General features: G+C 70.8%; 23 protein-coding genes. 7 read left to right on the forward strand and 16 right to left on the reverse strand.

The window, feature by feature from the left end:
• Positions 1 to 7: 7 nt before the first annotated feature.
• Positions 8 to 1,225, reverse strand: coding sequence for a tryptophan synthase subunit beta (gene trpB, locus PKE78_RS02120; RefSeq protein ID WP_271199191.1), 1,218 nt, complete (start codon positions 1,223 to 1,225; stop codon positions 8 to 10).
• A 43-nt stretch (positions 1,226 to 1,268) separates the two neighbouring features.
• The gene (locus tag PKE78_RS02125; RefSeq protein ID WP_271199192.1) at positions 1,269 to 1,910 is read right to left on the reverse strand and encodes a phosphoribosylanthranilate isomerase; all 642 of its coding nucleotides are present in this window, start codon (positions 1,908 to 1,910) and stop codon (positions 1,269 to 1,271) included.
• A gap of 306 nt (positions 1,911 to 2,216) precedes the next feature.
• Here PKE78_RS02125 and PKE78_RS02130 point away from each other — a divergent pair, with 306 nt between their 5' ends.
• The 3 genes from PKE78_RS02130 (at position 2,217) to cysW (ending at position 5,053) form a co-directional block, all read left to right on the forward strand.
• The gene (locus PKE78_RS02130) at positions 2,217 to 3,230 is read left to right on the forward strand and encodes a sulfate ABC transporter substrate-binding protein (RefSeq protein WP_271199193.1); all 1,014 of its coding nucleotides are present in this window, start codon (positions 2,217 to 2,219) and stop codon (positions 3,228 to 3,230) included.
• A gap of 168 nt (positions 3,231 to 3,398) precedes the next feature.
• Positions 3,399 to 4,223 (forward strand): sulfate ABC transporter permease subunit CysT, encoded by an 825-nt coding sequence (gene cysT / locus PKE78_RS02135; protein ID WP_271199194.1) that lies wholly within the window; start codon positions 3,399 to 3,401, stop codon positions 4,221 to 4,223.
• Entirely contained in the window at positions 4,220 to 5,053 is an 834-nt protein-coding gene (gene cysW / locus PKE78_RS02140; RefSeq protein ID WP_271199195.1) for a sulfate ABC transporter permease subunit CysW, read from the forward strand. The genes cysT and cysW overlap by 4 nt, the downstream gene beginning before the upstream one ends.
• A 6-nt stretch (positions 5,054 to 5,059) precedes the next feature.
• Here cysW and PKE78_RS02145 read toward each other — a convergent pair whose 3' ends face one another.
• The 8 genes from PKE78_RS02145 to PKE78_RS02180 form a co-directional block, all read right to left on the reverse strand.
• Positions 5,060 to 5,755, reverse strand: coding sequence for an alpha/beta hydrolase (locus PKE78_RS02145; protein ID WP_271199196.1), 696 nt, complete (start codon positions 5,753 to 5,755; stop codon positions 5,060 to 5,062).
• Between the two features lie 238 nt (positions 5,756 to 5,993).
• Positions 5,994 to 7,244 carry a formyl-CoA transferase gene (frc, locus tag PKE78_RS02150; RefSeq protein ID WP_271199197.1) on the reverse strand — a complete coding sequence of 417 codons (1,251 nt, stop codon included), beginning with the start codon at positions 7,242 to 7,244 and terminating at the stop codon, positions 5,994 to 5,996.
• 88 nt (positions 7,245 to 7,332) lie between these two features.
• Positions 7,333 to 7,776 carry a PAS domain-containing protein gene (locus PKE78_RS02155; protein WP_271199198.1) on the reverse strand — a complete coding sequence of 148 codons (444 nt, stop codon included), beginning with the start codon at positions 7,774 to 7,776 and terminating at the stop codon, positions 7,333 to 7,335.
• Between the two features lie 457 nt (positions 7,777 to 8,233).
• On the reverse strand, positions 8,234 to 10,378 hold the full coding sequence (locus tag PKE78_RS02160; RefSeq protein WP_271199199.1) for a TonB-dependent receptor family protein: 2,145 nt from the start codon (positions 10,376 to 10,378) through the stop codon (positions 8,234 to 8,236).
• 50 nt (positions 10,379 to 10,428) lie between these two features.
• Entirely contained in the window at positions 10,429 to 10,791 is a 363-nt protein-coding gene (locus PKE78_RS02165; RefSeq protein ID WP_271199200.1) for a hypothetical protein, read from the reverse strand.
• A complete protein-coding gene (locus tag PKE78_RS02170) occupies positions 10,788 to 12,407 on the reverse strand; it encodes a copper resistance CopC/CopD family protein (RefSeq protein WP_271199201.1) in 1,620 nt (539 codons plus the stop codon). Before PKE78_RS02170 ends, PKE78_RS02165 begins: the two co-directional genes overlap by 4 nt.
• A gap of 19 nt (positions 12,408 to 12,426) precedes the next feature.
• The gene (locus tag PKE78_RS02175) at positions 12,427 to 12,945 is read right to left on the reverse strand and encodes a YcnI family protein (RefSeq protein ID WP_271199202.1); all 519 of its coding nucleotides are present in this window, start codon (positions 12,943 to 12,945) and stop codon (positions 12,427 to 12,429) included.
• A 211-nt stretch (positions 12,946 to 13,156) separates the two neighbouring features.
• Positions 13,157 to 13,501, reverse strand: coding sequence for a hypothetical protein (locus tag PKE78_RS02180; RefSeq protein WP_271199203.1), 345 nt, complete (start codon positions 13,499 to 13,501; stop codon positions 13,157 to 13,159).
• A gap of 276 nt (positions 13,502 to 13,777) precedes the next feature.
• Here PKE78_RS02180 and PKE78_RS02185 point away from each other — a divergent pair, with 276 nt between their 5' ends.
• From PKE78_RS02185 to arfB, 3 genes are all read left to right on the forward strand, one after another.
• Positions 13,778 to 14,638 (forward strand): sulfite exporter TauE/SafE family protein, encoded by an 861-nt coding sequence (locus PKE78_RS02185; RefSeq protein WP_428981217.1) that lies wholly within the window; start codon positions 13,778 to 13,780, stop codon positions 14,636 to 14,638.
• A 259-nt stretch (positions 14,639 to 14,897) separates the two neighbouring features.
• A complete protein-coding gene (locus PKE78_RS02190) occupies positions 14,898 to 16,838 on the forward strand; it encodes a hypothetical protein (RefSeq protein ID WP_271199204.1) in 1,941 nt (646 codons plus the stop codon).
• A gap of 57 nt (positions 16,839 to 16,895) precedes the next feature.
• Positions 16,896 to 17,315, forward strand: a complete 420-nt coding sequence (gene arfB / locus PKE78_RS02195) for an alternative ribosome rescue aminoacyl-tRNA hydrolase ArfB (RefSeq protein ID WP_271199205.1) — start codon at positions 16,896 to 16,898, stop codon at positions 17,313 to 17,315.
• A 162-nt stretch (positions 17,316 to 17,477) separates the two neighbouring features.
• On the opposite strand, the gene PKE78_RS02200 is transcribed toward arfB, so the two are convergent.
• The 4 genes from PKE78_RS02200 to PKE78_RS02215 form a co-directional block, all read right to left on the reverse strand.
• Positions 17,478 to 19,178: a hypothetical protein gene (locus PKE78_RS02200; RefSeq protein ID WP_271199206.1), complete on the reverse strand. Its 1,701-nt coding sequence runs from the start codon at positions 19,176 to 19,178 to the stop codon at positions 17,478 to 17,480.
• 120 nt (positions 19,179 to 19,298) lie between these two features.
• On the reverse strand, positions 19,299 to 20,636 hold the full coding sequence (locus tag PKE78_RS02205; RefSeq protein ID WP_271199207.1) for an ATP-binding protein: 1,338 nt from the start codon (positions 20,634 to 20,636) through the stop codon (positions 19,299 to 19,301).
• Complete coding sequence (locus PKE78_RS02210; RefSeq protein ID WP_271199208.1) at positions 20,633 to 21,352, reverse strand: response regulator; 720 nt, start codon at positions 21,350 to 21,352, stop codon at positions 20,633 to 20,635. The genes PKE78_RS02205 and PKE78_RS02210 overlap by 4 nt, the downstream gene beginning before the upstream one ends.
• Before the next feature lie 6 nt (positions 21,353 to 21,358).
• Entirely contained in the window at positions 21,359 to 21,904 is a 546-nt protein-coding gene (locus tag PKE78_RS02215) for a MarR family winged helix-turn-helix transcriptional regulator (protein ID WP_271199209.1), read from the reverse strand.
• A 288-nt stretch (positions 21,905 to 22,192) separates the two neighbouring features.
• On the opposite strand from PKE78_RS02215, the gene PKE78_RS02220 reads away from it, so the two are divergent.
• Positions 22,193 to 23,092, forward strand: a complete 900-nt coding sequence (locus PKE78_RS02220; RefSeq protein ID WP_271199210.1) for a branched-chain amino acid aminotransferase — start codon at positions 22,193 to 22,195, stop codon at positions 23,090 to 23,092.
• Positions 23,093 to 23,158: 66 nt separating this feature from the next.
• Here the strand turns inward: PKE78_RS02220 and PKE78_RS02225 are convergent, their stop codons facing one another.
• Together PKE78_RS02225 and PKE78_RS02230 are read right to left on the reverse strand one after the other, a co-directional pair.
• Positions 23,159 to 23,758, reverse strand: a complete 600-nt coding sequence (locus tag PKE78_RS02225) for a glutathione S-transferase family protein (protein ID WP_271199211.1) — start codon at positions 23,756 to 23,758, stop codon at positions 23,159 to 23,161.
• Between the two features lie 171 nt (positions 23,759 to 23,929).
• The gene (locus PKE78_RS02230) at positions 23,930 to 24,142 is read right to left on the reverse strand and encodes a cold-shock protein (RefSeq protein WP_271199212.1); all 213 of its coding nucleotides are present in this window, start codon (positions 24,140 to 24,142) and stop codon (positions 23,930 to 23,932) included.
• Between the last annotated feature and the right edge of the window lie 138 nt (positions 24,143 to 24,280).

Below are 24,280 nucleotides of genomic sequence, written 5' to 3' on the forward strand. Positions count from 1 at the left end.
CTTCTGTTCACAGGCTCGTCCCCAGCAGCTCCGCCACCTGCGGCACGTCCTTGTCGCCGCGGCCGGAGAGGTTGACGACCATCAGGTGGTCTTTCGGCAACGTGGGCGCGAGCTCGACCACCTTGGCGATGGCGTGCGCGCTTTCGAGCGCGGGGATGATGCCCTCGAGCTTCGACAGCAGCTGGAACGCCTCGACCGCCTCGTCGTCGGTGCAGGAGAGGTACTTCACCCGGCCGATGTCGTTCAGCCAGGCGTGCTCCGGGCCGATGCCGGGATAGTCGAGGCCGGCGGAGATCGAATGGCCCTCCTCGATCTGGCCGTCCCTGTCCATCAGCAGGTAGGTGCGGTTGCCGTGCAGCACGCCCGGGCGGCCGCCCGCGATCGAGGCGGCGTTGAGGCCGGACAGGCCGAAGCCCGCCGCCTCGACGCCGTAGATCGCGACGTCCGGATCGTCGAGGAACGGGTGGAACAGTCCGATGGCGTTGGAGCCGCCGCCGACGCAGGCGATCAGGCTGTCCGGCAGGCGGCCCTCGAGCTCCTGCATCTGCGCCCTGGTCTCGTCGCCGATGACGGACTGGAAGTCGCGCACCATGCTGGGATAGGGGTGCGGGCCGGCGACGGTGCCGATGCAGTAGAACGTGTCCGCGACGTTGGTGACCCAGTCGCGCAGCGCCTCGTTCATGGCGTCCTTGAGCGTCTTCGCGCCGGACTGCACCGGCACCACCGTCGCGCCCAGCATCTTCATGCGGAACACGTTCGGCGCCTGCCGCGCGACGTCGACCGCGCCCATGAACACCACGCAGTCGAGCCCGAAGCGCGCGCAGAGCGTGGCGGTCGCGACGCCGTGCTGGCCGGCGCCGGTCTCGGCGATGACGCGCTTTTTGCCCATGCGCTTCGCGAGCAGGATCTGCCCGAGAACGTTGTTCACCTTGTGGGAGCCGGTGTGGTTCAGCTCCTCGCGCTTGAGGTACACCTTGGCGCCGCCGAGGTGGTCCGTCAGCCGCTCGGCGAAATAGAGCGGGCTCGGCCGGCCGATGTAATGGGTGCGGTAGGACGCCATCTCGGCGTGGAAGGCCGGGTCCTTCTTCGCCGCCTCATACTCCTTCTCGAGCTCGAGGATCAGCGGCATCAGCGTCTCGGCGACGAAGCGGCCGCCGTAGATCCCGAACCGGCCGCGGTCGTCGGGTCCGGTGCGGAACGAGTTCGGCTTCGGCTGCTCGGTCACGGGCGATGAACCTCCGTCAGGACGGCGTTGGGGCGCTTGCGCTTCAGCCATTGCGTACGGCGTCGACGAAAGCCCGGATGCGCTCCGGGTCCTTCGCCCCCGGCGCGCGTTCGACGCCCGACGAGACGTCGACGGCCGGCGCGCGCGTGATCGCGAGCGCCTCCGCGACGTTTTCGGGGTCGAGGCCCCCGGAAAGCACGAAGGCGCGACGGGGGTCAAGGCTCGCGAGCAGGCTCCAGTCGAAAGCGACGCCGTTGCCGCCGGGAAGCGGGGATTCCTTGGGCGGACGGGCGTCGAACAGCACGCGGTCGGCGACGCCGGCCCAGGCGTCCGCGGAGGCGACGTCGGCGGCGGTCGCGACCGGGACCGCCTTCCAGATCTCGGCGCCGTAAAGGCGCTTCAGCTCGGCCGCGCGCTCCGGCGTCTCCGCGCCGTGCAGTTGAAGAATGTCGGGCCGCACGGCCGCGGCGAGCTCGGCGAGCAGCGCGTCAGGGGCGTCGACCGTCAGCAGCGCGATTCTGGCCCGCCCGCGGGCGAGCGCCGCGAGTTCGCCGGCGCGCGCGAGCGTCACATGGCGCGGGCTCTTCGGGAACGAGACCAGCCCGACCACGTCCGCGCCGGCGTCGAGCGCCGCACGCAGCGTCTCCGGCTCAGACAGACCGCAGATCTTGATCTCGACCGACATCGCGCCTCGCCCGCCGGCGCGAAGGGGCGTCGGCGCCGACGCCTTCGCATGTCGGCGCCCGCCCGCGCAACGTCAATGCGCGTGCGGGCCGCTCAGGCGTGCGCGATAGCGGTCCAGGCGCCGATCAGCGCGCGACCTATCGGGCGGACCTGGCGCCCCGCGCACTGAAAATCAACAGCCAGCGAACGTATTAATATTTATATTCGACAGATGTAGTGGTGATTGCTATCTAACGCGCACGAGAGCGGTCCGCTTTCGACCACGTCCCACACCGGCGCGACGGACCGCGCCGCATTGGAGCCTTCCATGGCCGCCATCACCCGCCGCGCCGCGCTCGCCGTCGGCATCGCCTTCGCGGCCTTCGCCGCGCCCGCCTCCGCCGCCGAGCCGGACACCATCCTCAACGCCACCTACGACATCGGCCGCGAGCTTTACGCCGACCTGAACAAGGTCTTCGTCACGGAGTGGAAGGCGAAGACCGGCAAGGACGTCACCGTCAACCAGAGCCACGCCGGCACCTCCAAGCAGGCGCGCTCGATCGTCGAGGGCCTCGACGCCGACGTCGTGACCTTCAACCAGGAGCTCGACGTGCAGTTCCTGGCGGACAAGGGCTTCGTCGCGGCGGACTGGAAGACGAAGTTCCCGAACGGCGCCTCGCCCTACTACTCCCTGCCCTCCTTCGTGGTGCGCGCCGGCAACCCCAAGAACGTCAAGAACTGGGACGATCTCGTCCGCGACGACGTCAAGGTGGTGTTCCCGAACCCGAAGACCTCCGGCAACGCCCGCTACACTTATCTCGCGGCCTACGCCTTCGCGCTGAAGACCTATGACGGCGACGAGGCCAAGGCCGACGCCTTCGTGAAGAAGCTGCTCGCCAACGTGCCCGTGTTCGACACCGGCGGCCGCGGCGCGACCACGACCTTCATCGAGCGCGGCATCGGCGACGTGCTGGTGACCTTCGAGGCCGAGACCGCGGCGGTGAAGAAGGAGTACGGCTCCGACAAGGTCGATCTCGTCACGCCGGCGGTGAGCTTGCTCGCGGACTTCCCCGTCGCCGTGGTCGACAAGGTGGCGGCGAAGCGCGGCAGCGAGGCGATCGCCAAGGGCTATCTCGAGTGGCTGTACTCGCCGAAGGCCCAGGAGATCATCGCCGCGTTCAACAACCGCCCGCGCGACCCGAAGGTGCTGGAGGCGACCGCCGCCCAGTTCCCGAAGGTCGAGCTGCTGACGGTCGACGCCGCCTTCGGCGGCTGGAAGAAGGCGAACGAGGTCCACTTCGCCTCGGGCGGCAAGCTCGACCAGCTTTTCGTCGGGCGCTGACGCGCTTTTCAGCGAAGCTGCGTCGCCCTCCGGCTTGACCGGAGGGCCCATCTCGGCCGTAAAGCTCGACGCCAAGCATGGATCCTCCGGTCAGGCCGGAGGGATGACGCGTTTCATTCTGCGCCCTGTCGGCCGCCGCGGCCTTGGGGATGCGTTCAGCGAGCCCGCATGCACCGCTCCGTCCTTCCCGGTTTCCGGCTCGCGATGGGCTGCACGCTGCTCTATGTCGGCGTGATCGTGCTGCTGCCGCTGGCCGCGCTGCTGTGGCAGGCGGCGGATCTCGGCTGGGCGCGTTTCGTGGCCGTGGTGACGGGCGAGCGCGCGCTCGCGGCCTTCCGCGTCACCGTGCTGAGCGCGCTGGGCGCCACCGCCTTCAACGCCGTGTTCGGCCTCGCGCTGGCGTGGGTGCTCGCGCGCTACGCATTCCCCGGCAAGCGGCTGCTCGACGCGCTCGTCGACGTGCCGTTCGCGCTGCCGACGGCGGTCGCGGGCATCGCGCTGACCGCGCTGTTCGCGGCCAACGGCTGGTACGGCCAGGTTCTCGCCCCGCTCGGGATCACGGTCGCCTACGCCCCGCTCGGCATCATGGCGGCGATGGCCTTCACCTCCATTCCCTTCGTGGTGCGGTCGGTGCAGCCGGTGCTGGAGGACCTGACCTCAGAGGTGGAGGAGGCCGCGGAGACGCTCGGCGCCGGCCAGTGGCGCATCTTCGCGAGCGTCGTGTTCCCGGCGATTTTCCCCGCCTTCCTCGCCGGCTGCAGCCTGGCCTTCGCCCGCTCGCTCGGCGAGTTCGGCGCGGTGATCTTCATCGCCGGCAACCAGCCGTTCCGCACCGAGATCGTGGCGCTGCTCGTGTTCATCCGGCTGGAGGAATACGACTACGCCGCCGCCGCGGCGATCGCGAGCGTGCTGCTCGCGGCCGCCTTCGTGATGCTGCTGGTGGTGAACGCCATCCAGCTCTGGCACCTGCGCTACCTCAGGGGCGCGTCGTGAGCGCGGCCCGCCGCCCCCGCATCGGCGACGGCCCGCTGTTCCGCGCGGGCCTGCTGGCCGCCGTTCTGCTCGTGACCGCGCTCGTCATCGGCGGGCCGCTCGTCGTCATCTTCGTGGAGGCGCTGAAGCTCGGCTGGGGCGCCTACTTCGCCAATCTCACCACCCCCGACACGCGGCACGCGATCTGGCTCACGGTCGCGACCGCGCTGATCGCGGTGCCGATCAACGTCGCCTTCGGCATCGCCGCGGCCTGGGCGATCGCGAAGTTCGAGTTCCGCGGCAAGGGGCTCCTGACCGCGCTGGTGGAGTTGCCGTTCTCGATCTCGCCGATCGTCGCGGGCGTCGCCTATCTGTTCGTCTATGGCGCGCAGGGCTGGTTCGGGCCGACGCTGGACGCGCTCGGGATCAAGGTCATGTTCGCCTATCCCGCGATCGTGCTGGCGAGCCTGTTCGTCACCGCGCCGTTCGTGGCCCGCGAGATCCTGCCGCTGATGCAGGCGCAAGGGTCCAGCGAGGAGGAGGCCGCGCTGTCGCTTGGGGCCTCGGGCTGGCGCACGCTCTGGAGCGTCACGCTGCCGAACATCCGCTGGGCCCTGCTCTACGGCGCGGTGCTGACCAACGCACGCGTCATGGGCGAGTTCGGCGCGGTGTCGGTGGTGTCGGGCTCGATCCGCGGCGTGACCAACACGCTGCCGCTGCAGATCGAGCTGCTGTATCAGGACTACAACGCCGCCGGCGCCTTCGCCGCGGCGACGGTGCTCGCCGGCATCGCCCTGCTCACCATCCTCGCCAAACTGATCGTCGAACGCTTCAGTTCGCGCGACGCGTGACGGCGCTCAGCTCGCCGCCGCACGCGGGGCGAGAAAGAAGTCGACCGAGCGCGCCGCCACCTCCGGCCGCCACGCGTGCGGGCCGTCGTACTCCACATAGGTCACGTCGTAGCCCGCCTCCCTCAGCCGGGCGGAATGGGTGCGGCCGGCGCGGTCGATGGGGATCTGCTCGTCGCGCAGCCCGTGCGACAGGAACACGCGCGGCGCCCCGATCTGAAGGTGCACCGACATGAAGCCGGCTGAGGACACGATCATATGGCTGACGATGTCGCCGTTGGTCGGCCCGAGCGAGAGCACGTAGCTGCCGCCGTCGGAATGGCCGGCGAAGGCGAAGCGCGTCGGATTGAGCAGGAACCGCGACGCCACTTCGCCCAGCGCGACGTCGAGCCGCTCGCGGTCCGGGCCGTTGCCGGCGATGACGATGTCCCAGGTCGGATAGAGCGACTGCGGAGCCAGCAGCAGGAAGCCGCGCTCCAGCGCGTGGCGCTCCATCATCGGCAGGATTTTTTCCGCGCTGCCGCCGCCGCCGTGGAACAGCGTCATCAGCGGCGCCGGCCGGCGCGGATCGAGGCCTTCCGGCACCACCAGCATCGCGTCGCGGGTCTCGAACAGGCCGAGCGCATGGCGGCCCGGCGGCAGCGGCGGCCGGTCCGGCGGACGGTGGACGAAATCCAGCCGCCCCAGAAGATGGGGATCGAGCATTTCGACAGCCTCGGAGTCTGGAGCGCGGCGCCTATGGTCCCGCCGTCATGCCCGGCGAAGCCGGGTATCCACGACTAGCCCGTCGAGCGAGGCTCGAAGTCGTGGATGCCCGCAAGGGCGGGCATGACGGTGAAGTCGACGCGACGCCAGATTTCGACAGGGCGACGTCTCCCGCGGCCGAAACGGAAACGGCGCGCATCGCTGCGCGCCGCCCCGGTTCGTCACGAGGAGCGCGGGATCAGACCGCGCGCGCCTGGTGCAGCATCTCGATCTGCTGCTCGGTGTAGCCGAGATCCTTGAGCACCTCGTCGGTGTGCTCGCCGAGCAGCGGGGAGGCCTTCACGTCGACCTTCAGGTTCGAGAACTTGATCGGGCTTCCGACCGTCAGGTACTTGCCGAGCTTCGGATGGTCGACCTCGACCACCGTGCCGCTGGCGCGCAGGCTGGGATCCTCTGCGATCTCCTTCATCGACAGCACCGGCGAGCACGGGATGTCGAACTTGCGCAGGATGTCGACCGCCTCGAACTTGGTCTTGTCGGCGAGCCATTCCTCGATCGTGGCGAAGATGTCGAAGATCTTGTCCTGGCGGGCGCGGGCGGTGTTGTAGGCCGGATCGTCGATCCACTCCTCCTTGCCGAGCGCCTTGCAGATCGGGGCCCAGGCGTGGCCCTGGATGGTGAAGTAGATGTAGGCGTTGGGATCGGTCTCCCAACCCTTGCACTTCAGCACCCAGCCCGGCTGGCCGCCGCCGCCCGCGTTGCCGCCGCGCGGCACCACGTCCGAGAACTCGCCGTGCGGGTACTGCGGGTACTCTTCCAGATAGCCGAGCGCGTCGAGGCGCTGCTGGTCGCGCAGCTTGACGCGGCAGAGGTTCAGCACCGAGTCCTGCATGGACACGGCGACCTTCTGGCCCTGGCCGGTCTTGTTCTTGTGATGCAGCGCCGTGAGGATGCCGATCGCAAGGTGCATGCCGGTGTTGGAGTCGCCGAGGGCGGCGGCCGACACGGTGGGGGGGCCGTCCCAGAAGCCGGTGGTGGAGGCCGCGCCGCCGGCGCACTGCGCCACGTTCTCGTAGACCTTCAGGTCCTCGTAGTGGTGGCCGTCCGAGAAGCCCTTCACCGAGGCGAGGATCATGCCCGGGTTGAGCTCCTGGATGCGCGCCCAGGAGAAACCCATGCGGTCGAGCGCGCCGGGGCCGAAGTTCTCGACCATGACGTCGGATTCCTTGATCAGCTTCTCAAGGACTTCCTTGCCTTCCGGCGTCTTGGTGTCGAGCGTCAGCGAGCGCTTGTTCGAATTCAGCATCGTGAAGTACAGCGCGTCGGCGTCTTCGATGTGCCGGAGCTGAGAGCGGGTGACGTCGCCGGCGCCGGGGCGCTCGACCTTGATGACGTCGGCGCCGAACCACGCGAGCAGCTGCGTGCAGGCGGGACCGGCCTGGACGTGCGTGAAGTCGATGATCTTGATGCCTTCCAGCGGCTGGGTCATCTCAGTTTCACTCCCTCGTTTACGTCGCATCCGGCCCTCTTGGCCGAGATGGCGCGTTGATTGGACGCCGGGGCGCGAGCCCCGTCGCTCATGGGTTCGGCGCGGCCCGCACGTCCGCCTCGAGCTCCGCCAGCCGGCGGCGCATCTCGCGTTCGTCGTTCCATCGCCCTGTGTCGTCGCGGACGATCGCCGTAACCCCGCTGACCGCGCCCGCGTCGTCGAACAGGAGGCCGACGGAGAACGCGATCGACAGCGGCCGACCGTCCTTGTGCAGCGCCGGAACCCGCAGGATCTCGGTCCCGTAGCGGGTCTTTCCCGACGCCATGGTCTTGGCGTAACCGTCCCAGTGGCGCCGGCGGTGACGATCAGGCGTGATCAGGTCGAGCGACTGGCCGAGCGCCTCCTCGGCCGTGAAGCCGAAAATCCTCTCCGCGGCCGCGTTCCACGCCACGATCAAGCCGCGCGCGTCGCTGACGACGATGGCGTCGCCCGCAGTCTCCACCAGTTGCGCGTAATCGACCGGATCTGGCATGGCGCAATCCTGGGCCGGCGCCCGCTCGCTGAACTCCAGTAGAAACAACGCGCCGCCAAGACGAGATGCGCCATAGCGAACGCAACATACGGCGGGATCGAAGTTTTCACATGGATGCGCAGAGAACGCAGGGACGCCTAAGCCCGTCTTCTCCCTCTTTTCCTCCACCAAAGACGGGCTCGATCGGCCCGACCCGGCGCGTCTGATCGCGCTCTATTTGGTATGTGGAATTTGGTATGCCAAAAACAGGGAGGCGTCAAGCGCGAACAGGACAAGACGCCGCAGGGGGCGGCCCTCCGCGCCGATCGCGACGCGTGCGACGGCGGCTTGCGAGCGGCGCCGTCGCCGAGAGGCCTGCGGCGGGAAGACGGGCGCCGCTTCGACGCGCCGTCTCCCTCTTAGGCGCCCAGGCGCGAGCCGCGGTCGGCCGCCGCCCTGCGCCCGTGGCCGAGCGCGCTCACCAGCGGTACTTCACGCCGGCGTAGACCGCGCGGCCGACGCCGGGCTCGTAGAGCGGCGACGTGAGCGTCGCGCGGTCGGTGATGCTGGCGCTCGAGATGTACTTCTCGTTCGTCAGGTTGCGGCCCTCGACATAGGCCGAGAGCGAGCCGCCGGCGTCGTAGCCGACCTTGGCGCCCAGCAGCGCGTAGGCCTTCGTCTTCTGCTCGTTGACGTTGTCGACGTAGTAGGCCTCCGGAACCCACTCCACGTTCGGTCCGGCGTAGAAGCCCGCAGGGTGCTTGTAGAGCAGCTCGGCGCGAACGAAGTGGCGCGGCGCGCCGGGAAGTTCGTTGCCCTTGATCGACTGGCCGTCCACGCGCTGCGCGCCGTCGAAATAGAAGTCGTTGAACGTGTAGGCGACGTTCAGCCAGAGCTTGTCGACCTCAGCGGCGTCGCCGCGCTCGCCCTTGGTGATCAGGCCACCGTCGCCGCCGTTCACGAATAGGCCCTTGAGCACCGCGGCGCCGAAGCCGATCTCGACGCCCTGATGCACGGTCTTGTCGAGGTTGACGACCGTGCAGGAGCCGAGATTGGTCCCGTCCTGGCACTGCAGTTCGTCCTTGATCTCCATCCGGTAGACCGCGACGTCCCAGGTGAAGTCCTCACGGGCGCCGCGCGTGCCGATCTCGTAGGTCCAGGCCTTCTGCGGTTTGGCGAGCGTCGCGTTCGGGTTGGCGAAGCTGTTCTCGCCGTAGCTGGGGACCTCGACCGAGCGGGAGATGTTGGCGAAGGCGGTCATGCCGGGCGCAAAATTCCACAGCAGGCCAACCTTCGGGCTGAACTCGTCGAAGGACTTCGAGCCCGTTCCGGTCGCGACCCTGCCGTCCTGCTTGCGTTCCGCATGCAGGAACTGCAGCGCGGTGACGACGCCGACGGTCGGCGTCGCGTAGAAGGTGTTCTCCGCATAGGCCGAGAGATTTTCGGACTTCTGCTTGGCGTCCGAGAGAAGGTCGCCCTTTTCGCCTTGGCTGTTCCGATACTGCTTCGCGCGGGTCTCGCCGTTGTGCAGCGTCACGCCCGCGACCAGCCGGTTGACATGGCCGGCGATCTCGCGCTCGTCGGTCGCGCGGGCGAAGCCGCCGTAGTCGAAGTACTTGTAGTCGAGCCACTGGAAGATCGGGTGGCGCAGGTGGCGGTCGACAACGAAGGCTCCGACGTCGAGCGTCGTGGTGTCGGCGATGCGGAAGGTCGTCTTGTTGGCGAAGCGCAGCGTGTCGAGGTTGCGCTCATAGTCCTGCGCGAGATTGCCGGCGTTGGCCCGCTTCGGGTTCTTCAGCGCCTGCTCGCGGGTGACCGCGCCCGGAATGTTCTGATCCACGGTGTTGGCGTTGAGGTAGAACCGCGTCTCCACGTTCTCGGACAGCCGGTAGCCGACATTGGCGCTCACGCGGGCGGAATCGCCGCTGCTGTGATCCCGGAACCCGTCCGCGCGCTGCCACGAGCCGGTGATGAAGTAGTCCGCGTTGCCGTGGACGCCGCCTGAGCTCGCCTGAGTGCGGACATGGCCGAAGCTGCCCACGTCGATCCCGACCTGCGCGACGCTCGCGAGCGGGTCGCGCCCGGTCGCGGTGACGAAGTTGACGGCGCCGCCGATGGCGTTGGCGCCGAACCGCAGCGCGTTCGCGCCCTTGTAGACCTCGATCATGCGGTAGGCGGAGGGGTCGATCTCCTGGAAGTCGCCGTAGCCGTCGGCCGTGTTGATCGGGATTCCGTCCATGTAGAGCTGGACGCCGCGCAGGTGGAAGTTGCGCGACAGGCCGGAGCCGCGGATCGAGAGCCGGGTGTCGTCGCCCCACTTGGGCTGGGCGAAAACGCCGGGCGTGTAGTCGAGCGCGTCCTTGATGGTGAGCGCAGGCGTCGTGCGCTTGTAGGTCTCGGCGTCGATCACCTCGACGGCGCCGGGCGTGCGCTCGATCTCCGCGCGACGCAGGTCGAGCGAGGGCGAGGTGAGGCTGCCGCCGGCGTCGCCGCGGCCTTCGACGTCGATGCCGGGCAGCGCGATGGCGGCCTCGGCGTCGGCCTCCGGGGACTGGGCGTGGGCCGGGGTGAGGAGAGCGGCGCAGGACAGCGCGACGCCCGCAAGGCGTGCGGACCGGGACATGGGGAAACTCCGAGAACGATAAGGCGTGAGGACGATCGGGGCCGGAACGGTCAGCCGAACCGCGGCGGCGCCCTCGGCGTCCTCAGCCTCCTGTCCTGCGCCGGCCTCGGAGGCGGCGCAGCCGCCCGCATTCCGGCGCCTGCGAACCGCTCGACGTCGAGCTTAAGCGAGAGAATGGCTGGGTCGGGCGGTCCGAAGGCCGCGCCGGTCCAGCACCCGAGCGCGCAGCAGCCGGCGGGCGTGCCGGGCGTGTCGCCGCGGTCGGCCAAGCCGCCGTCGACCGAGGCTCCGGAGCACAGCACGTGGCCGCCGGCGTCAGGCGCCGGCGCTCCGACGCCCGCGGCGAACACCGCCTGCAGAATGAGCGCGTAGGCGAGCGCGACGGCCGCGACGAGACGGGGGAGCCGGGTCATCGGCGGATGTCCACTTCGCCCGAGACCCGCACCATCTTGAAGTCCGAGACGAGGATGTCGAGCCGCGCCTGCCAGCGCCCGGGCGCGGGGATCACGAGCCCGTCGACGCGCCACGTGCCGTCGCCGGGCTTCGTCGCCGCGCGCCGGATCGGCTCGATCCCCGCCGCGGGGTTCGACAGCGCGACGGTGAGCTCCTTGGCGTCGAGCGGGCCGAAGTCGCCGGTCATGATCACGACGGAGACCGTGACCGGACCGGCGCGGCCGGGCGCGATCGTTACGTCGGCCATGGCCTTATCGGTGTGGATGTGGAACGCCGCCGGTTCGGCCGCGGCGACCGCCAGCGCGCGCGGCGGCGGCGTGAAGCGCCAGAGCGCCGCGACGCCGAGGATCGCGGCGACGAGCCCGATCTCGACGGCGATCGCCCGCGCGAGGTTGCGCCGGCCCCGCCGGTCGCCGTTCTCGGCCGCGCCGGTCAGCCGCCAGCGGTTGAGCGCGGCGAGTGCGAACAGGCCCGCGAGCAGCGCGGCCTTGGCGAGCAGCACCCGCCCATACGCGGTCTCGACCAGCGCCGCCGGGCTTTCGAGCTGGATCGCGGCGAGCGTCAGTCCGCTGATCACGAGCGGAAGCAGCGCGAACGGGACGACGCGCGCGAAGCGCCGCAGCGTGGCGAGCGCGCCGGCGCCCTCGCGGGCGAGCGCCAGCCCGAGCGGCGCAAGCGCTCCGGCCCAGAACGCGACGCCGGCGCCGTGGAGGAAGACCATCGGCCGCGTCAGCGCCTGCGGCGACGCGGCGGCGGCGTGGCCGCTCGCGGCGAGCGCGAGGCCGACGCCTAAGAGCGCCGCGGCCGACAGCGCGCGAGCCGGGAGGCCGCAGACCCGGAGCGACGCCAGCCCCAGCGCGAGCGCCGCCGTCGCCGCCACGGCCGTGCGGGCGTAGCTGACGCCCCAGCCGGTCGTCCAGGCGAGCGGGTTCGTAACCGCGTCGAGCGACGCCCCGAGCGCGTCGACGCCCTGCAGGCCGAGCGACAGCGGCGCGACGACGACGCCCGCCGCCATCGCCGCGGCCGCGACGCGCGCGCCGGACCGCGAAGGCGCGCCGAGCCAGGCGACCGCGAAGGCTCCGCCCACGCCGAAGAACAGCGCCGCATAGAACGCGACCTTCGCGGCCCAGATCGCGGCGCGGACCGCGCCGTCCGCGGCCTCCGCCGCCGGCGCGCCGGAAGCGCTCGGCGCGCCGATGGAGAAGGCGACGGTTCCGCCGACCGGATGCCCGTCCTCGGACACCACCCGCCAGCTCAGCGCATAGGTGCCGGGCGTCAGCCCCGCCGGGGGCTGGATCTCGAGCGTCGTTCCCTTCACGGCGAAGCGCTCGAGCGTCTCGGCCCCGCCGTCCGGCGCGATCAGCCGGAGCGCGATCGGCGACACCGGCTCGCTGAAGACGAGCGCGACGCGCGCCGGCGCCGCGGCCGAGACGGAGCCGTCGGCGGGCTCGGCGCGGACGAGGCTCGCATGGGCGAAGGCGGCGGACGCCGAGACGAGCAGAAGCACGGCGGCGACAACGTAAGCCGCCGCGCGATCCCGCATGCCCGCGAGAACCCCCGCGCCTGTCCCGGCCATGCGCCGCATCCGCCCCGCCTCAGCGCGCCGGCAGCAGCTTCAGCGCCGGGGCCGGAGCCTCGAGCTCGCTCGCCGACGCGCCCGCGGCCGGGATCTCAATCCACCGCGCGGCGGCGCCGCCCGGGCATTCCTGCACCACGGGGAAGTAGAGCGGCGCCTCCGTGTTCAGGTCCTTGGTCAGGAAGCCCTGCAGCACGAACTCGTCGTAGAACGCGTCCGGCAGCTCGCCTCCGCTCCAGATCACCTCGGTCACGCCCTCGGTCAGGGTGACGCCGTGGTAGTAGGGATAGGCCCTGGCGTATTTGCCGGTCACGGTCTCCAGCTTCCAGCCGGGCTTCGGCATCGGCTTCACGCCGATGACGCCCTCCGGGATCTTCACGCGCACCACGTTGGTGGGCGCGCCCTTGCAGCCGTGCGGCGTCTTGAACACGGCCTTGTAGGACGCGCCGACCGGCGCCTCGCGGGTTTCGAGCGTGACATGGGCGGAGGCCGCGGTGGCGAAGGCGGCGAGCGCGGCGCCGAGGACGATGGTCTTCATGGATCTCGTTTTCCTGTTCGGGCGCGCCGGCGCGACCGCGCCAGTCGGGCGGCGGCAGCGTCGGAGCGGGCGCGACGCGGGCGGTCGCGGCCGGACGGGGCGTAAAGGCTCAGGGGATGCGCCGGCGCGCGCGAGGAATCGCGCGGGCGGGCGTCAAACACGGGGAAACGCCAGCAAGAAGCGCGCGCACGCGCGCGCCGGGCCGGCTCGATCAGGCCGCGGCGGGAGGCGCCCGCGCGGCGGCGGGCGAGCGTTCCGGCGCGCCGAAGGCCGCGGCGAAGGACGCCGCCGGCCGCGCGGCCTCGGAGAACGCAGGCTGCGGCCGGACGTAAGCCACCTCGGGCGCGGGCGCGGCGCCGCCGCCGAACATGGCGCAGCCGTTGACGCAGCAATTGGGAATCGCGTGACGCCCGGCGGGATCGGCCGGGCCGTCGGCGGCGGCTCCCGAGGGCGCGCACAGCACGCGCGGCAGGCCGCTTGCGGTCCACGGAGAAGCGGAGGCTCCGAGCGTGAGGCCGATCAGCGCCGCCTGGACGACGAGCAGGTAGGCGGCCACAACCGCCCCCCATGTCCGCCCTCGGCCGCGCCTGCCCGCCACGATCTTTCCCCGCATCCGCCCCGTTCCGGACCCATATCAGGCCGAGGCGCCGGTGCAAACGGCGAAAGCCCGCGACCTAAAGCCTATGGCCGGCCTCGTTCCGCCGCTTGGCCTCCGCTCTAGCTGGAGTTCGGCCTCGCGCCCGGGCCGCCTTCGACGGGGCTCGTCGTGTCGTCGTATGACGTTACGTCTGGAGCAACCGCTTCCTCCGCCAGCCTCGAGAGGCAGGACTGCTTGACCCGCATCGGAATCCTGGCTGCCCTCGCCGTCGTCGCGACGGCGAGCGCGGTCGGCCTCTGGCTTGCGCCGATCGATTGGGACGCGGCGCCCGCGGAGATCAGCGCAGGCCTCGCCTCGCGCGGCTTCTGGACCGCGGTGGCGGTCGGCCTGGTGGCGCAGATCGTCGACGGCGCGCTCGGCATGGCCTACGGCGTGACCTCCACCACCTTCCTGCTCTCCACGGGCGTGCCGCCGGCCGCGGCCTCCGCCTCGGTCCACATCGCCGAGATCTTCACCACCGGCTTCTCCGGCCTGTCGCACTGGAAGCTTGGCAACGTGAACGGCAGGCTGTTCCGCCGCCTGCTCATCCCCGGCGTGATCGGGGCGGTCGCCGGCGCCTATCTCGTCACGACGCTCGACGGCGACCTGCTGAAGCCCTGGATCTCGGCCTACCTGCTGCTGATCGGCCTCTACATCGTCAGCAAGGCGTTCCGGCCCATCCGCTTTCGCAGCGACCCGCCGACTTACGTCGCGCCGCTCGCCGTCGCCGGCGGCTTCGTGGACGCGGTCGGCGGCGGCGGCTGGGGCCCGGTCGTCACCACCTCGCTGCTCGGCTCAGGCCAGGACCCGCGCACCACGATCGGCTCGGTCAACGCCGCGGAGTTCTTCCTCGCGATCGCGAGCGGCGCGTCCTTCGCGCTGCTCGGCGGCTTCACGCACTGGACCACCATCGCGGGCCTCGTGGTCGGCGGCCTGTTCGCGGCCCCCTTCGCGGCCGTGCTCGTGCGCAAGCTGCCGGCGCGCGCGCTGCTGATCATCGTCGGCCTGCTCATCACCTCGCTCAGCCTTTGGAACCTCTGGGAAGCCATCGCCTGAGACCGGAAGTCCGTCCCGGCGTCCGGATCGTCCGGCGCCGGGGACGGCCGCGCGACGGCTGACGGGAGACCGATCTCCGGGCGTCGCGCCCGGGACGCGGCGTTTGACACCCGTTTCGGACGCAATAGTCTCGACGCGCACGTCACGGGACGTTCGGTCGGCCGGACGGGGGACGCATCCGAGCGCGTCGCCGCACGGCCTCCCGTGACGAAGCGGCGGCGTCGATCTCGACGATCGCCATCCGCGGAGGGCGGACGCCATGGCCATCGTCGCAGAACCCGCCGACCCTGAAGCCGCCGAGCTCCAGCGCGGGACCGCGGCGAGCGCCTCCTCCCGCGAGGCGGGCTCGATCGTCGCGATCGGCGCCACCGACCTCGTCCACGAGGAAGGCGACGCCGGTCCCAGTCCGACGTTCAGCTTCGAGGTGACCCGTACGGGGGACCTGAGCACGGACGCCAGCGTGTCCTGGACGGTCCTGCACATCGACACCGACGCGCGGGACTTCTTCGGCAACTGGACGCCGTACGGCACGGCAGCCTTCGTAGCCGGCCAGAGTTCGGTCACGGTCACGTTCCGGGTCTCGGGCGACACGGAGCTGGAGGCCGACGAACGCTTCACCGTCAACCTTGGCGCCCCGGTGAACGCGACGCTCGGCGCCTCGACCGCTCAGGGGGTGATCCTCTCCGATGACCTCCTCGCCACCATCCGGACCGGCGTGGGCGGCGAACTGCTCGAGGAAATCCACACCTTCGCCGAGCTCGCCGCCGCGACCCGGCAGCTCGAGACCGGCCAGCTCGTGACGCTCGTCCGGGCCGTGCCGATCTTCGAGCCGCTCACGATCGGCGGCGACGCCGTGACGTTCCACGCGTCATCGAGCACGACGGGCATGCTGCTGCTCGACGACGACGTGCGGTCGATAACGCTGTTCGGCGTTTCCCGCCTCTCCGTCACGGGGAACGCTCTGGACAATGTCATCACCGGCAGCGGCAACGAAAACACGCTCATCGGGCTCGGCGGAAACGACACGCTCTTTGGCCTCGGCGGCGACGACACGCTGCGCGGCGGGGACGGCGCCGACACGCTCGACGGAGGCGCCGGAGCCGACCGCATGGAAGGCGGGGCCGGCGACGACACCTATTATGTCGACCACTACGGCGACCGGGTGATCGAGGCGAACGTCGCGGGTTTCGACACGGTGTACAGCTCCGTCAGCTTCTCGCTCACCGGGCAGTTCATCGAAAAGCTGGTCCTGACCGGCACAGGCCACGGAACCGGCAACGCTTCGGCCAATCTCATTATCGGCAGCAACAGCGCAAACATCATCGACGGCGGCGGCGGCGCCGACCGGATGGAGGGGCGCGGCGGAGACGACACCTATCACGTCGACAACGCCGGCGACGTCGTGATCGAGGCGGACGGCGGCGGCGTCGACTCGGTTTACAGCTCGGTCAGCTTCTCGCTCGCAGGCCAGTTCATCGAGCGCCTGATCCTCACGGGCTCCGAGTCCATCAATGCGTTCGGCAACAGCCAGGCGAACGCCATCGCCGGCAACTCGGCGGCGAACGTCATCGACGGCCGCGGAGGCGCGGACCGGATGCAGGGCGGCGCCGGCGACGACACCTATTTCGTCGACGACGCCGGCGACGTCGTGATCGAGACGCAGGGCGCCGGCTTCGACACCGTCAACAGCTCGGTCAGCTTCTCGCTCGCGGGCCAGTTCATCGAGACGCTCGCGCTGACCGGGACCGCCGCGATCAACGGAACCGGCAACAGCCAGGCCAACACCCTCGTCGGCAACGCCGCCGCGAACACGCTGAACGGCCTCGGCGGCGCCGACCGGCTCGACGGCGGCCGAGGCGCGGATATCCTCACCGGCGGCGACGGCGCCGACACCTTTGTCTTCTCGAGCGTGCTCGGAAGCGGCAACGTCGACCGCATCACCGACTTCGTGGTCGCCGACGACACGATCGAACTCGATCGGCGGGTGTTCTCGCAGATCGCGCCCGGAACGCTGGCGGCCGGCGCGTTCAACACCGGGACCGCGGCGACCGAGGCCGACGACCGCGTCATCTACAATGCCGCCACCGGCCAGCTGTTCTTCGACAAGGACGGCTCGGGCGACGCGGGCGCGATCCATTTCGCGACGCTCTCGCCCAACCTCGCCACGCTGTCGCATCTCGACTTCGTCGTGGTGGGCTGACACATCGGGGCGACGCCGCCTCCGCGCGGGGCGGCTCCGCTGCGTCGAGGCCCGCGAATGCTCCAGATCACGCCGAACCTCGCGGTCGACGAGGACGAGATCGAACTCGCCTTCGTGCGCGCCTCGGGCCCCGGCGGGCAGAACGTCAACAAGGTCGCGACCGCGGTGCAGCTGCGGTTCGACATCCGCCGCTCGCGCTCGCTGCCGAACGACGTCGCGATCCGGGCGATGAAGCTCGCCGGCGCGCGGCTGACCAACGACGGCGTGCTGGTGCTGACGGCGCAGTCGCACCGCACGCAAGGCGACAACCGCGCGGAGGCGATCGAGCGGCTGACCGCCCTGCTGCGCGAGGCGGCGGAGAAGCCCAAGCCGCGCCGCGCCACCCGCCCGACGCTCGCCTCGAAGGAGCGCCGCCTGACGGGCAAGTCCAAACGCTCCGGCGTCAAGGCGATGCGTGGGCGCCCGGCGGCGGACTGACGGCGGTCCCGCCGACGGCCCTGCGCGTCGACGCTCCCGAAGGCTTGCCGAATGAGCCTCGTCGTCCTCCGGCTTGACCGGAGGACCCATCCCCGACATCGACCATGGATGGTCCGGTCAAGCCGGACCATGACGAAGGGTTCGGAGCGAAGGCCTTAGGCCTTACTGCACGGCGCTTTCGGGTTCGGCGGCCGTCGCCGCCGCGGTGCGGCTGTCGAGGGCGCGCAGCAGGACGTCGACGTAAGGCCGCGGCGCGAGCGTCAGGTCGAGCAGGCCGCCGGTGTTCACCGTCGTGCGGTCCTTCGGGACCGACAGCGCGGTCTCCCAGCCCCAGGTGTCGATCAGCGGGTACATGACGTGGCCGAGCATGGGCACGCCCTGCGCCATCGCCTGGGCCTGCTCCAGCAGCATCTGCGCGTGCCAGCGCGCGCCGTAGGCGTAGAACGGCGTTCCGGTCTCGCCGATGACGATCGGAAGCCGGTAGCGGTCGTAATAGGCCACGATCGCGCGGTAGAGCCCGGCGCGCTCGCCGGCCGCGACCTGCGCGGCGTAGAGCTGGGGCTCGGGCGAGAGCCAGTCGCCGCTCGTCCCGCGGTCCTCGTTGTGGGCGTAGTAGTCGACGCCGAACAGCGTGTCGGCGCGCATGGTCTTGGCGGTGACGCGCTTCAGCTCCGCATGCGCGTGCTGGAGCGTGGCGATCATCTCGGCCAGCCGGTCGCGGCGCTGAGCGCGTTCGCCCTCGCTTCCCCCGGCGCCGACATAGCGCGCGACCGCCCAGTCCAGCGAGGTCCGCTCGGCGGGCGGCGTCAGCGCCCAGCGCTTCGCGAGCGCGGCCGGCGGCGTGTTCGCGAGCGCGGCCGGATCGGCGTCGAACAGCCACGCCTTGCCGAGGATCAGATCGCTCGGGAAGAAGCGCAGGAAGCGGTTGAACTCCGGGCGGCCGGGTTTGAACACCGCCGCCTCGGTGTGCATGTAGAGCGGCCGCCGCCCCTGCTTCGCCGCCTCGATCTCGATCGCGAGCCGGGCCTTCACCGCAGCCGTCGCGATGGCGAAGGCGCGCTCCACATAGACCACGTGGTGGCGCGGATCGCCCCAGCCGGGATAGCCGCCGTGCCACATCTCGCTGTTGAAGCCGACGGTGGTCTCCGGCTCGTTGATCAGCGTCACCGCCTTCACGTCGCCGGCGTAGCGCCGGTAGGCCTCGCGTGCGAAGCGGGCGAAATAGCCCGGCCATTCCGGATGCAGGTAGTAGCTGCGGGCGTGGTCGGTCCGCCCGTCGGCGGTCAGCGTGCGGAAGCGGTCCTCGACCCCGAAATGATGCAGGTCGAGGCTGAGGTTGACGCCGGCGCCGGCAAAATCCCGGATCAGCGCGTCATGCTCCGCCCAGCTCGCGGCGTCGTCGAGGTCGATGCGGTGGCCGGACAGGCCGATGCGAAGATTGAACACGCCCAGCGCCTGGAGCTCGGCGATGGTTTTCGCGCGCCGGCCGGCGTCGAACAGGCCGGCGTCGTCGAGCGAGTCCCAGCGGTAGCTTTCGTCGCGGGTCAGCGGGTTGCCGGTCTCGATCCCGGCCCAGAGGTAGCTCGTGGCGGTGTTCGCGCCGATGGTCGCGTCGTAGAGCGCGATGGTCTCGTCGCTGACGCGCTTCTCCTCCGCGCTCGGGGTCCGCACGGGGCGCGGCTCGATCACGAGCTTCACGGGCGCGTCGAACGGCTCGGCCGCGGGGTCGGCGGCGTCGAGGGCGATCTGGGCGCGCGACGCCCAGTCCTCGAGCCAGGCGTTCCGGGCGGAGGCCGGCGACGGCAGGGCGAGCGCCGCCGCGAGGCCGCATGTCGCAAGCGCGACGGCTCCGGATCTGACCATCGGCCCCCGTCGAATTTTGGTTGATTCCCGCACGCCCGACTGTGGCCGCCGCCGATGCTGCGCCGCAACCCATAGCCGGCGCGGCTGGCGGTGATGTGATCGTCGGTTCATTCCCGCCCGTCAGGCCGGGACGCGCACGACGGCCCTGAGGCCGCCTAGAGGGCTCGACTCCAGCGTGACGTCGCCGCCGTGGCTGCGGGCGATGTCGCGGGTGATGGCGAGGCCGAGGCCGGTGCCGCCATGGTCCTGATTGCGGGCCTGGTCGAGCCGCAGGAACGGGCGGAACACCTCCTCGCGCTGCTCGGGCGGGATGCCGGGACCGTCGTCGTCGACCCGGATCTCGAGCATGCGGCCGTCGTGGATCGCCTGGATCGCGATGCGCCGTGCGAAGCGCGTCGCGTTGGAGACCAGGTTGCCGACGCAGCGGCGGAACGCGTCCGGCCGCAGCACCGCGATCGGCTCGCCGTGGCTCTCGACCGTGACGGAGGCGCCCGCCGTCTCGCCGGCGCGGCGGAGGTCGTCGAGCAGCGCCGGCACGTCGGTCGGCGCTGGCGCCTCGCCGGCGTCGCCCCGCACGAAGGCGAGATAGGCTTCCAGCATGCGCGACATCTCGTCGACGTCGCGAGCGAGATCCTCGACCTCCGGCCCCTCGTCGAGCAGCGCGAGCTGCAGCCGGAACCGCGTCAGCATGGTGCGGAGGTCGTGGCTGACGCCGGCGAGCATGGTGGTGCGCTGCTCGATCTGGCGCTCGATGCGGTCGCGCATGTCGAGGAAGGCGCGGCCCGCCTCGCGCACCTCGCGGGCGCCGCGCACCTTGAAGTCCGGGCTCGCGCGGCCCTTGCCGAAGCTCTCCGCCGCCTCGGCCAGCGCCAGGATCGGCTTGATCTGGTTGCGCAGGAACAGGATCGCGACGCCGATCAGCACCAGCGAGGCCCCGACCATCCAGACCAGGAAGATGTGGCTGTTGGAGGCGTAGGTCTGGCTGCGGCGGGCGAGCACCTTCATCACGCCGTCGTCGAGCGCGACGCGGATTTCGACATAGTTCGACCGCCCGACCGTATCGATCCAGAACGGCCGCTTGAGATCGTCCGCCAGCTCGTTCGACAGCTCCTCGTCGATGATCGAGAAGAACGGCCGCGGCCGCGGCGGCGGCAGAGCGCGGTCCGGTAGGAACTCGACCTGCAGCGACAGCTGCTCGCGGGCGATGCGGGCGATGACGGCGTCGTTCTCGGGCGTCGGGTTCGCCGCGTGCAGCGCGACCAGCGCCGCGACGTCGGCGCTCACCGCCGAGGACAGGCGCTGGGTCACCACCTCGTAGTGCCGCTCCATGAACACGAACACCAGCACGCCCTGCAGCAGCACCATCGGCGCCACGATGATCAGCAGCGAGCGGGTGTAGAGGCCCTTCGGCAGCAGCCGCCGCAGCCAGTGCTCCGTGGGCGCGGCCGGTTCGCTCATTCGTCCGTCAGCAGGCGGTAGCCGAAGCCGCGCACCGTCTGAAGTAGGATGGGCGCCGTCGGGTCGACCTCGATCTTGCGCCGGAGCCTTGTGACGACGACGTCGACCGCCCGGTCGCCGGGCGCGGCGTCGTCGCCGGCGAGCGCGGAGCGCGGCACGGTCTGGCCGGGGCGCTCGGCGAGGGCCGCGAGCAGGTCGCGCTCGCGGTCGGTGAGGCGGATGACCTCGTCGCCGCGCTTCAGCTCGCCGCGGCCGCGGTGGAAGGCGTAGCCGCCGAACCGCACCTCGGGCGCGGAGGCGGACGCCCCCGACGCGCCCGCGCGGCGCAGGATGCCGCCGACGCGCAGCAGCAGCTCGCGCGGGTCGAACGGCTTCGGCAGGTAGTCGTCGGCCCCGGTCTCGAGCCCCGCGATGCGGTCCTCGGCGTCGGAGCGCGCGGTCAGCATCAGGATCGGCACGCTGGAGCGGGCGCGGATGGCGCGGGCGAGATCGAGCCCGTTCTCGCCCGGCATCATCACGTCGAGGACCAGCAGGTCGAAGGCGAGCGCATCGAGCTTCTGGCGCGCCTCGGCCGCGTCGGAGGCGACCGTGACGCGATAGCCCTTGCCCGACAGGAACCGGTGCAGCAGCGTGCGGATGCGCGCGTCGTCGTCGACCACGAGCAGATGGGCGGCGTCGTCGCTCGGCGATTTCGCCGTCCCTGAATCAAGCGCCACGCGCGGTCAGCCCAGCCCGCCGCGCGGCCGCCCGAGGGCGACGAGCTGGCGAACCTGCTCGCGCTCCGACGGATCGACCATCGCGAACAGGAACCGCCGGGCCGCGTCGCCGGCCTCCGGGCCGCTCAGTTCGATCGCGCGCCCGATGCGCTCGCTCTGGATGTGGGCGAGCCTGAGCGCGAGGGCGTCGCCGCGCTCGGTCACGAACAGCAGCCGCTGGCGCCGGTCGGACGCGCCCTCGCGCTGAACCACGAAGCCTTGATCGACCAGCTCCCGCAGCACCCGCCCGAGGCTCTGCTTGGTGATCTTCAGGATATCGAGCAGGTCGGCGACCCGGAGCCCCGGATTGCGGTCCACGAAATGCAGCACGCGATGGTGCGCGCGGCCGAAGCCGAAACCCGCGAGCTCCTCGTCGACGTCGCGCACGAAGTCGCGATAGGCGAAGAACAGCAGCTCCATCAGGTCGTAGGGCGGCGCGTCGGGGTCCGGCTGGATCGGTGGGGCCTCGGAGCCGCCCCGCGATGCGGCGCGCCCGGCGATTACGTCAGCCATGTTGACTTATCCGTGCCTTTTCATTACACGAAGGCCGCTGCAGGCGACACGAACTTGCCGAGAGGCCCCGCCTGCCGCACAGATCATTGCGCGACCGCGCCGGAAGGTCGATCGCGCACGAAGATTACCCACTCCGGGCGCCGGACGCAAAACGCCGGTGGAGCGGAGAAGCGCTTGACCCCGTGCCTGTTTCAGGCGCACGCACGGGCGACGCGCGAGCGAGATCAGGACGCCGAGGCGACGCGGCCGCATCCGCCGGCCCGCCGCCGACCTTCGAGGAGCATCATCATGGCCGACGCCCAACCCTTCGACCAACGCGAAGGCGTCATCTGGTTCGACGGCGCCTTCGTGCCGTGGGCCGACGCCAAGGTGCATGTGCTGACGCACGCGCTGCATTACGCGAGCGCCGTGTTCGAGGGCGAGCGCGCCTATGGCGGCCGCATCTTCAAGATGCGCGAGCACAACCAGCGGCTGATCGAAAGCGCGCGGCTGCTCGACTTCGAGATCCCCTACTCCGTCGAGGAGATCGACCGGGCCTGCGAGGAGACGCTCGCGCGCCAGGGCTTCGTCGACGCCTATGTCCGCCCGATCGCGTGGCGCGGCAGCGAGATGATGGGCGTCGCCGCCCAGAACAACACCATCCATCTCGCGATCGCGGTGTGGCAGTGGCCGAGCTATTTCGACCCGGCGCAGCGACTCAAGGGCATCCGGCTCGACATGGCGCAGTGGCGCCGTCCGGACCCGAAGACCGCGCCGTCCAAGGCGAAGGCCACCGGCCTCTACATGATCTGCACCATGTCGAAGCACGCCGCGGAGCGGCGGGGCTACGCCGACGCGCTGATGCTCGACTGGCGCGGCCAGGTCGCGGAATGCACCGGCGCCAACATCTTCTTCGTGAAGGACGGCAAGCTGCACACGCCGACGCCGGACTGCTTCCTCGACGGCATCACCCGCCGCACCGTCATCGACCTCGCGCGCAAGCGCGGCGTCGACGTGGTCGAGCGCGCGATCCTGCCGGAGGAGCTGGCGGACTTCGAGCAGTGCTTCATCTGCGGCACGGCGGCCGAGGTCACCCCGGTCTCCGAGATCGCCGAGCACCGCTTCGTCGTCGGCGACCTGACGCAGGCGCTGATGAACGACTATCAGGCGGTGGTGCAGCCCGCCGAGGCCGCCGTCGCGGCGGCCTGAGGAGGTAGCGGTAGTTTCGCCGTCCGGCGCCATGAGGCCCGGACGGCGACGGACGCGAAGCGTCGCTCAGTGCGCGCGGGTGGCGTCGTAGGACGGCGTCTGGGCGCGGAAGGCGTCGAGCCACTCCACCAGCCGCGGATGGTCGGCGCGCCAGCGGCCCTCGAAGCGCAGGTCGAGATAGCCGAGCGCGCAGGCGACCGCGATCGAGCCCACGTCGACGCGGGCCGGCGGCGGCGCCTGCTCCAGCGCCGCCAGCGCGCGGGCGACCTTGCCCGCCTGGTTGTCCACCCACTTCTGGGAGCGCTCGCCCTCGGCGCGCAGGCGCATCTCGTAGATCTGCAGCAGCGCGGCGTCCATCAGCCCGTCGGCGAGCGCCTGCAGGCGCAGCGCCGCGAACCGCTCCGACGGATCGGCGGGAATGATCCTGCCGCCGCCCGCGAGATGGTCGAGATATTCGAGGATGACGCGGCTGTCGAACAGCGTGGCGCCGCTGTCGAACTCGAGCGTCGGAATCTTGCCGAGCGGGTTGATCTGCCGGATCGGATCGGCCGGGTCGGAGGTGTCGGTCGTCACGATCATCAGGCGATCGGACAGGCCGAGCACGGCGGCGGCGATCTTGACCTTGCGGCCGAACGGCGACGGCGGCGAGGAACGGAGTGTCAGCATGGCGGCTCCCGATGGCGCGCCGCGGCCCGCGACCGCGTCGGCGGCCGGACGCGCGGCGCCGACCGCCGCTGCTTAGCGTGGCCTTCGCCATCCGCCAACCTGCCGGCGGCGTAGCGCCGCCACGGTCGGCGGCCGTCCGCGCCCCGCCGCATGCAGGGCGCGGGGACGCGGTCAGCCCGGAATGAGGTTGACCGCTTTCGGACCCTTGCCCTTGCGGTCCGGCTCGACGTCGAACGACACGCGCTGGCCCTCGGCCAGGTTCGACAGGCCCGACCGGGTCACGGCCGACACATGCACGAAGATGTCATTGCCGCCGTCGTCCGGCTTGATGAAGCCGTAGCCTTTCTCCGCGTTGAAGAATTTGACCGTCCCGCTTTGCGCCATGTGGGCGCCCCCTTGCCATTTCCGTTGCACCCGACGCCAACCCCACGTGGCGCCCCCGCACGCTCTCCGGCCGCTGTTCCGGCGAGCGCGCATCGTGTCTGATTTGGTAACTTTTGGGTCGTGTCGCTGGCAAGGCGA

It is taken from the genome of Methylopila turkensis (assembly GCF_027922325.1).
Taxonomy (GTDB): domain Bacteria; phylum Pseudomonadota; class Alphaproteobacteria; order Rhizobiales; family Methylopilaceae; genus Methylopila; species Methylopila turkensis.

Excerpts from the sequence above, each read along its gene's own strand:
- PKE78_RS02170 (WP_271199201.1), bottom strand. The coding sequence starts at position 12,407 with ATGGCCGGGACAGGCGCGGGGGTTCTCGCGGGCATGCGGGATCGCGCG.
- PKE78_RS02230 (WP_271199212.1), bottom strand. The coding sequence starts at position 24,142 with ATGGCGCAAAGCGGGACGGTCAAATTCTTCAACGCGGAGAAAGGCTAC.
- PKE78_RS02130 (WP_271199193.1), top strand. The coding sequence starts at position 2,217 with ATGGCCGCCATCACCCGCCGCGCCGCGCTCGCCGTCGGCATCGCCTTC.
- PKE78_RS02165 (WP_271199200.1), bottom strand. The coding sequence starts at position 10,791 with ATGACCCGGCTCCCCCGTCTCGTCGCGGCCGTCGCGCTCGCCTACGCG.
- PKE78_RS02225 (WP_271199211.1), bottom strand. The coding sequence starts at position 23,758 with ATGCTGACACTCCGTTCCTCGCCGCCGTCGCCGTTCGGCCGCAAGGTC.
- PKE78_RS02125 (WP_271199192.1), bottom strand. The coding sequence starts at position 1,910 with ATGTCGGTCGAGATCAAGATCTGCGGTCTGTCTGAGCCGGAGACGCTG.
- PKE78_RS02220 (WP_271199210.1), top strand. The coding sequence starts at position 22,193 with ATGGCCGACGCCCAACCCTTCGACCAACGCGAAGGCGTCATCTGGTTC.
- PKE78_RS02200 (WP_271199206.1), bottom strand. The coding sequence starts at position 19,178 with ATGGTCAGATCCGGAGCCGTCGCGCTTGCGACATGCGGCCTCGCGGCG.
- PKE78_RS02215 (WP_271199209.1), bottom strand. The coding sequence starts at position 21,904 with ATGGCTGACGTAATCGCCGGGCGCGCCGCATCGCGGGGCGGCTCCGAG.
- PKE78_RS02190 (WP_271199204.1), top strand. The coding sequence starts at position 14,898 with ATGGCCATCGTCGCAGAACCCGCCGACCCTGAAGCCGCCGAGCTCCAG.
- PKE78_RS02160 (WP_271199199.1), bottom strand. The coding sequence starts at position 10,378 with ATGTCCCGGTCCGCACGCCTTGCGGGCGTCGCGCTGTCCTGCGCCGCT.
- arfB (WP_271199205.1), top strand. The coding sequence starts at position 16,896 with ATGCTCCAGATCACGCCGAACCTCGCGGTCGACGAGGACGAGATCGAA.
- PKE78_RS02155 (WP_271199198.1), bottom strand. The coding sequence starts at position 7,776 with ATGCCAGATCCGGTCGATTACGCGCAACTGGTGGAGACTGCGGGCGAC.
- PKE78_RS02145 (WP_271199196.1), bottom strand. The coding sequence starts at position 5,755 with ATGCTCGATCCCCATCTTCTGGGGCGGCTGGATTTCGTCCACCGTCCG.
- PKE78_RS02205 (WP_271199207.1), bottom strand. The coding sequence starts at position 20,636 with ATGAGCGAACCGGCCGCGCCCACGGAGCACTGGCTGCGGCGGCTGCTG.
- frc (WP_271199197.1), bottom strand. The coding sequence starts at position 7,244 with ATGACCCAGCCGCTGGAAGGCATCAAGATCATCGACTTCACGCACGTC.
- cysT (WP_271199194.1), top strand. The coding sequence starts at position 3,399 with ATGCACCGCTCCGTCCTTCCCGGTTTCCGGCTCGCGATGGGCTGCACG.
- PKE78_RS02175 (WP_271199202.1), bottom strand. The coding sequence starts at position 12,945 with ATGAAGACCATCGTCCTCGGCGCCGCGCTCGCCGCCTTCGCCACCGCG.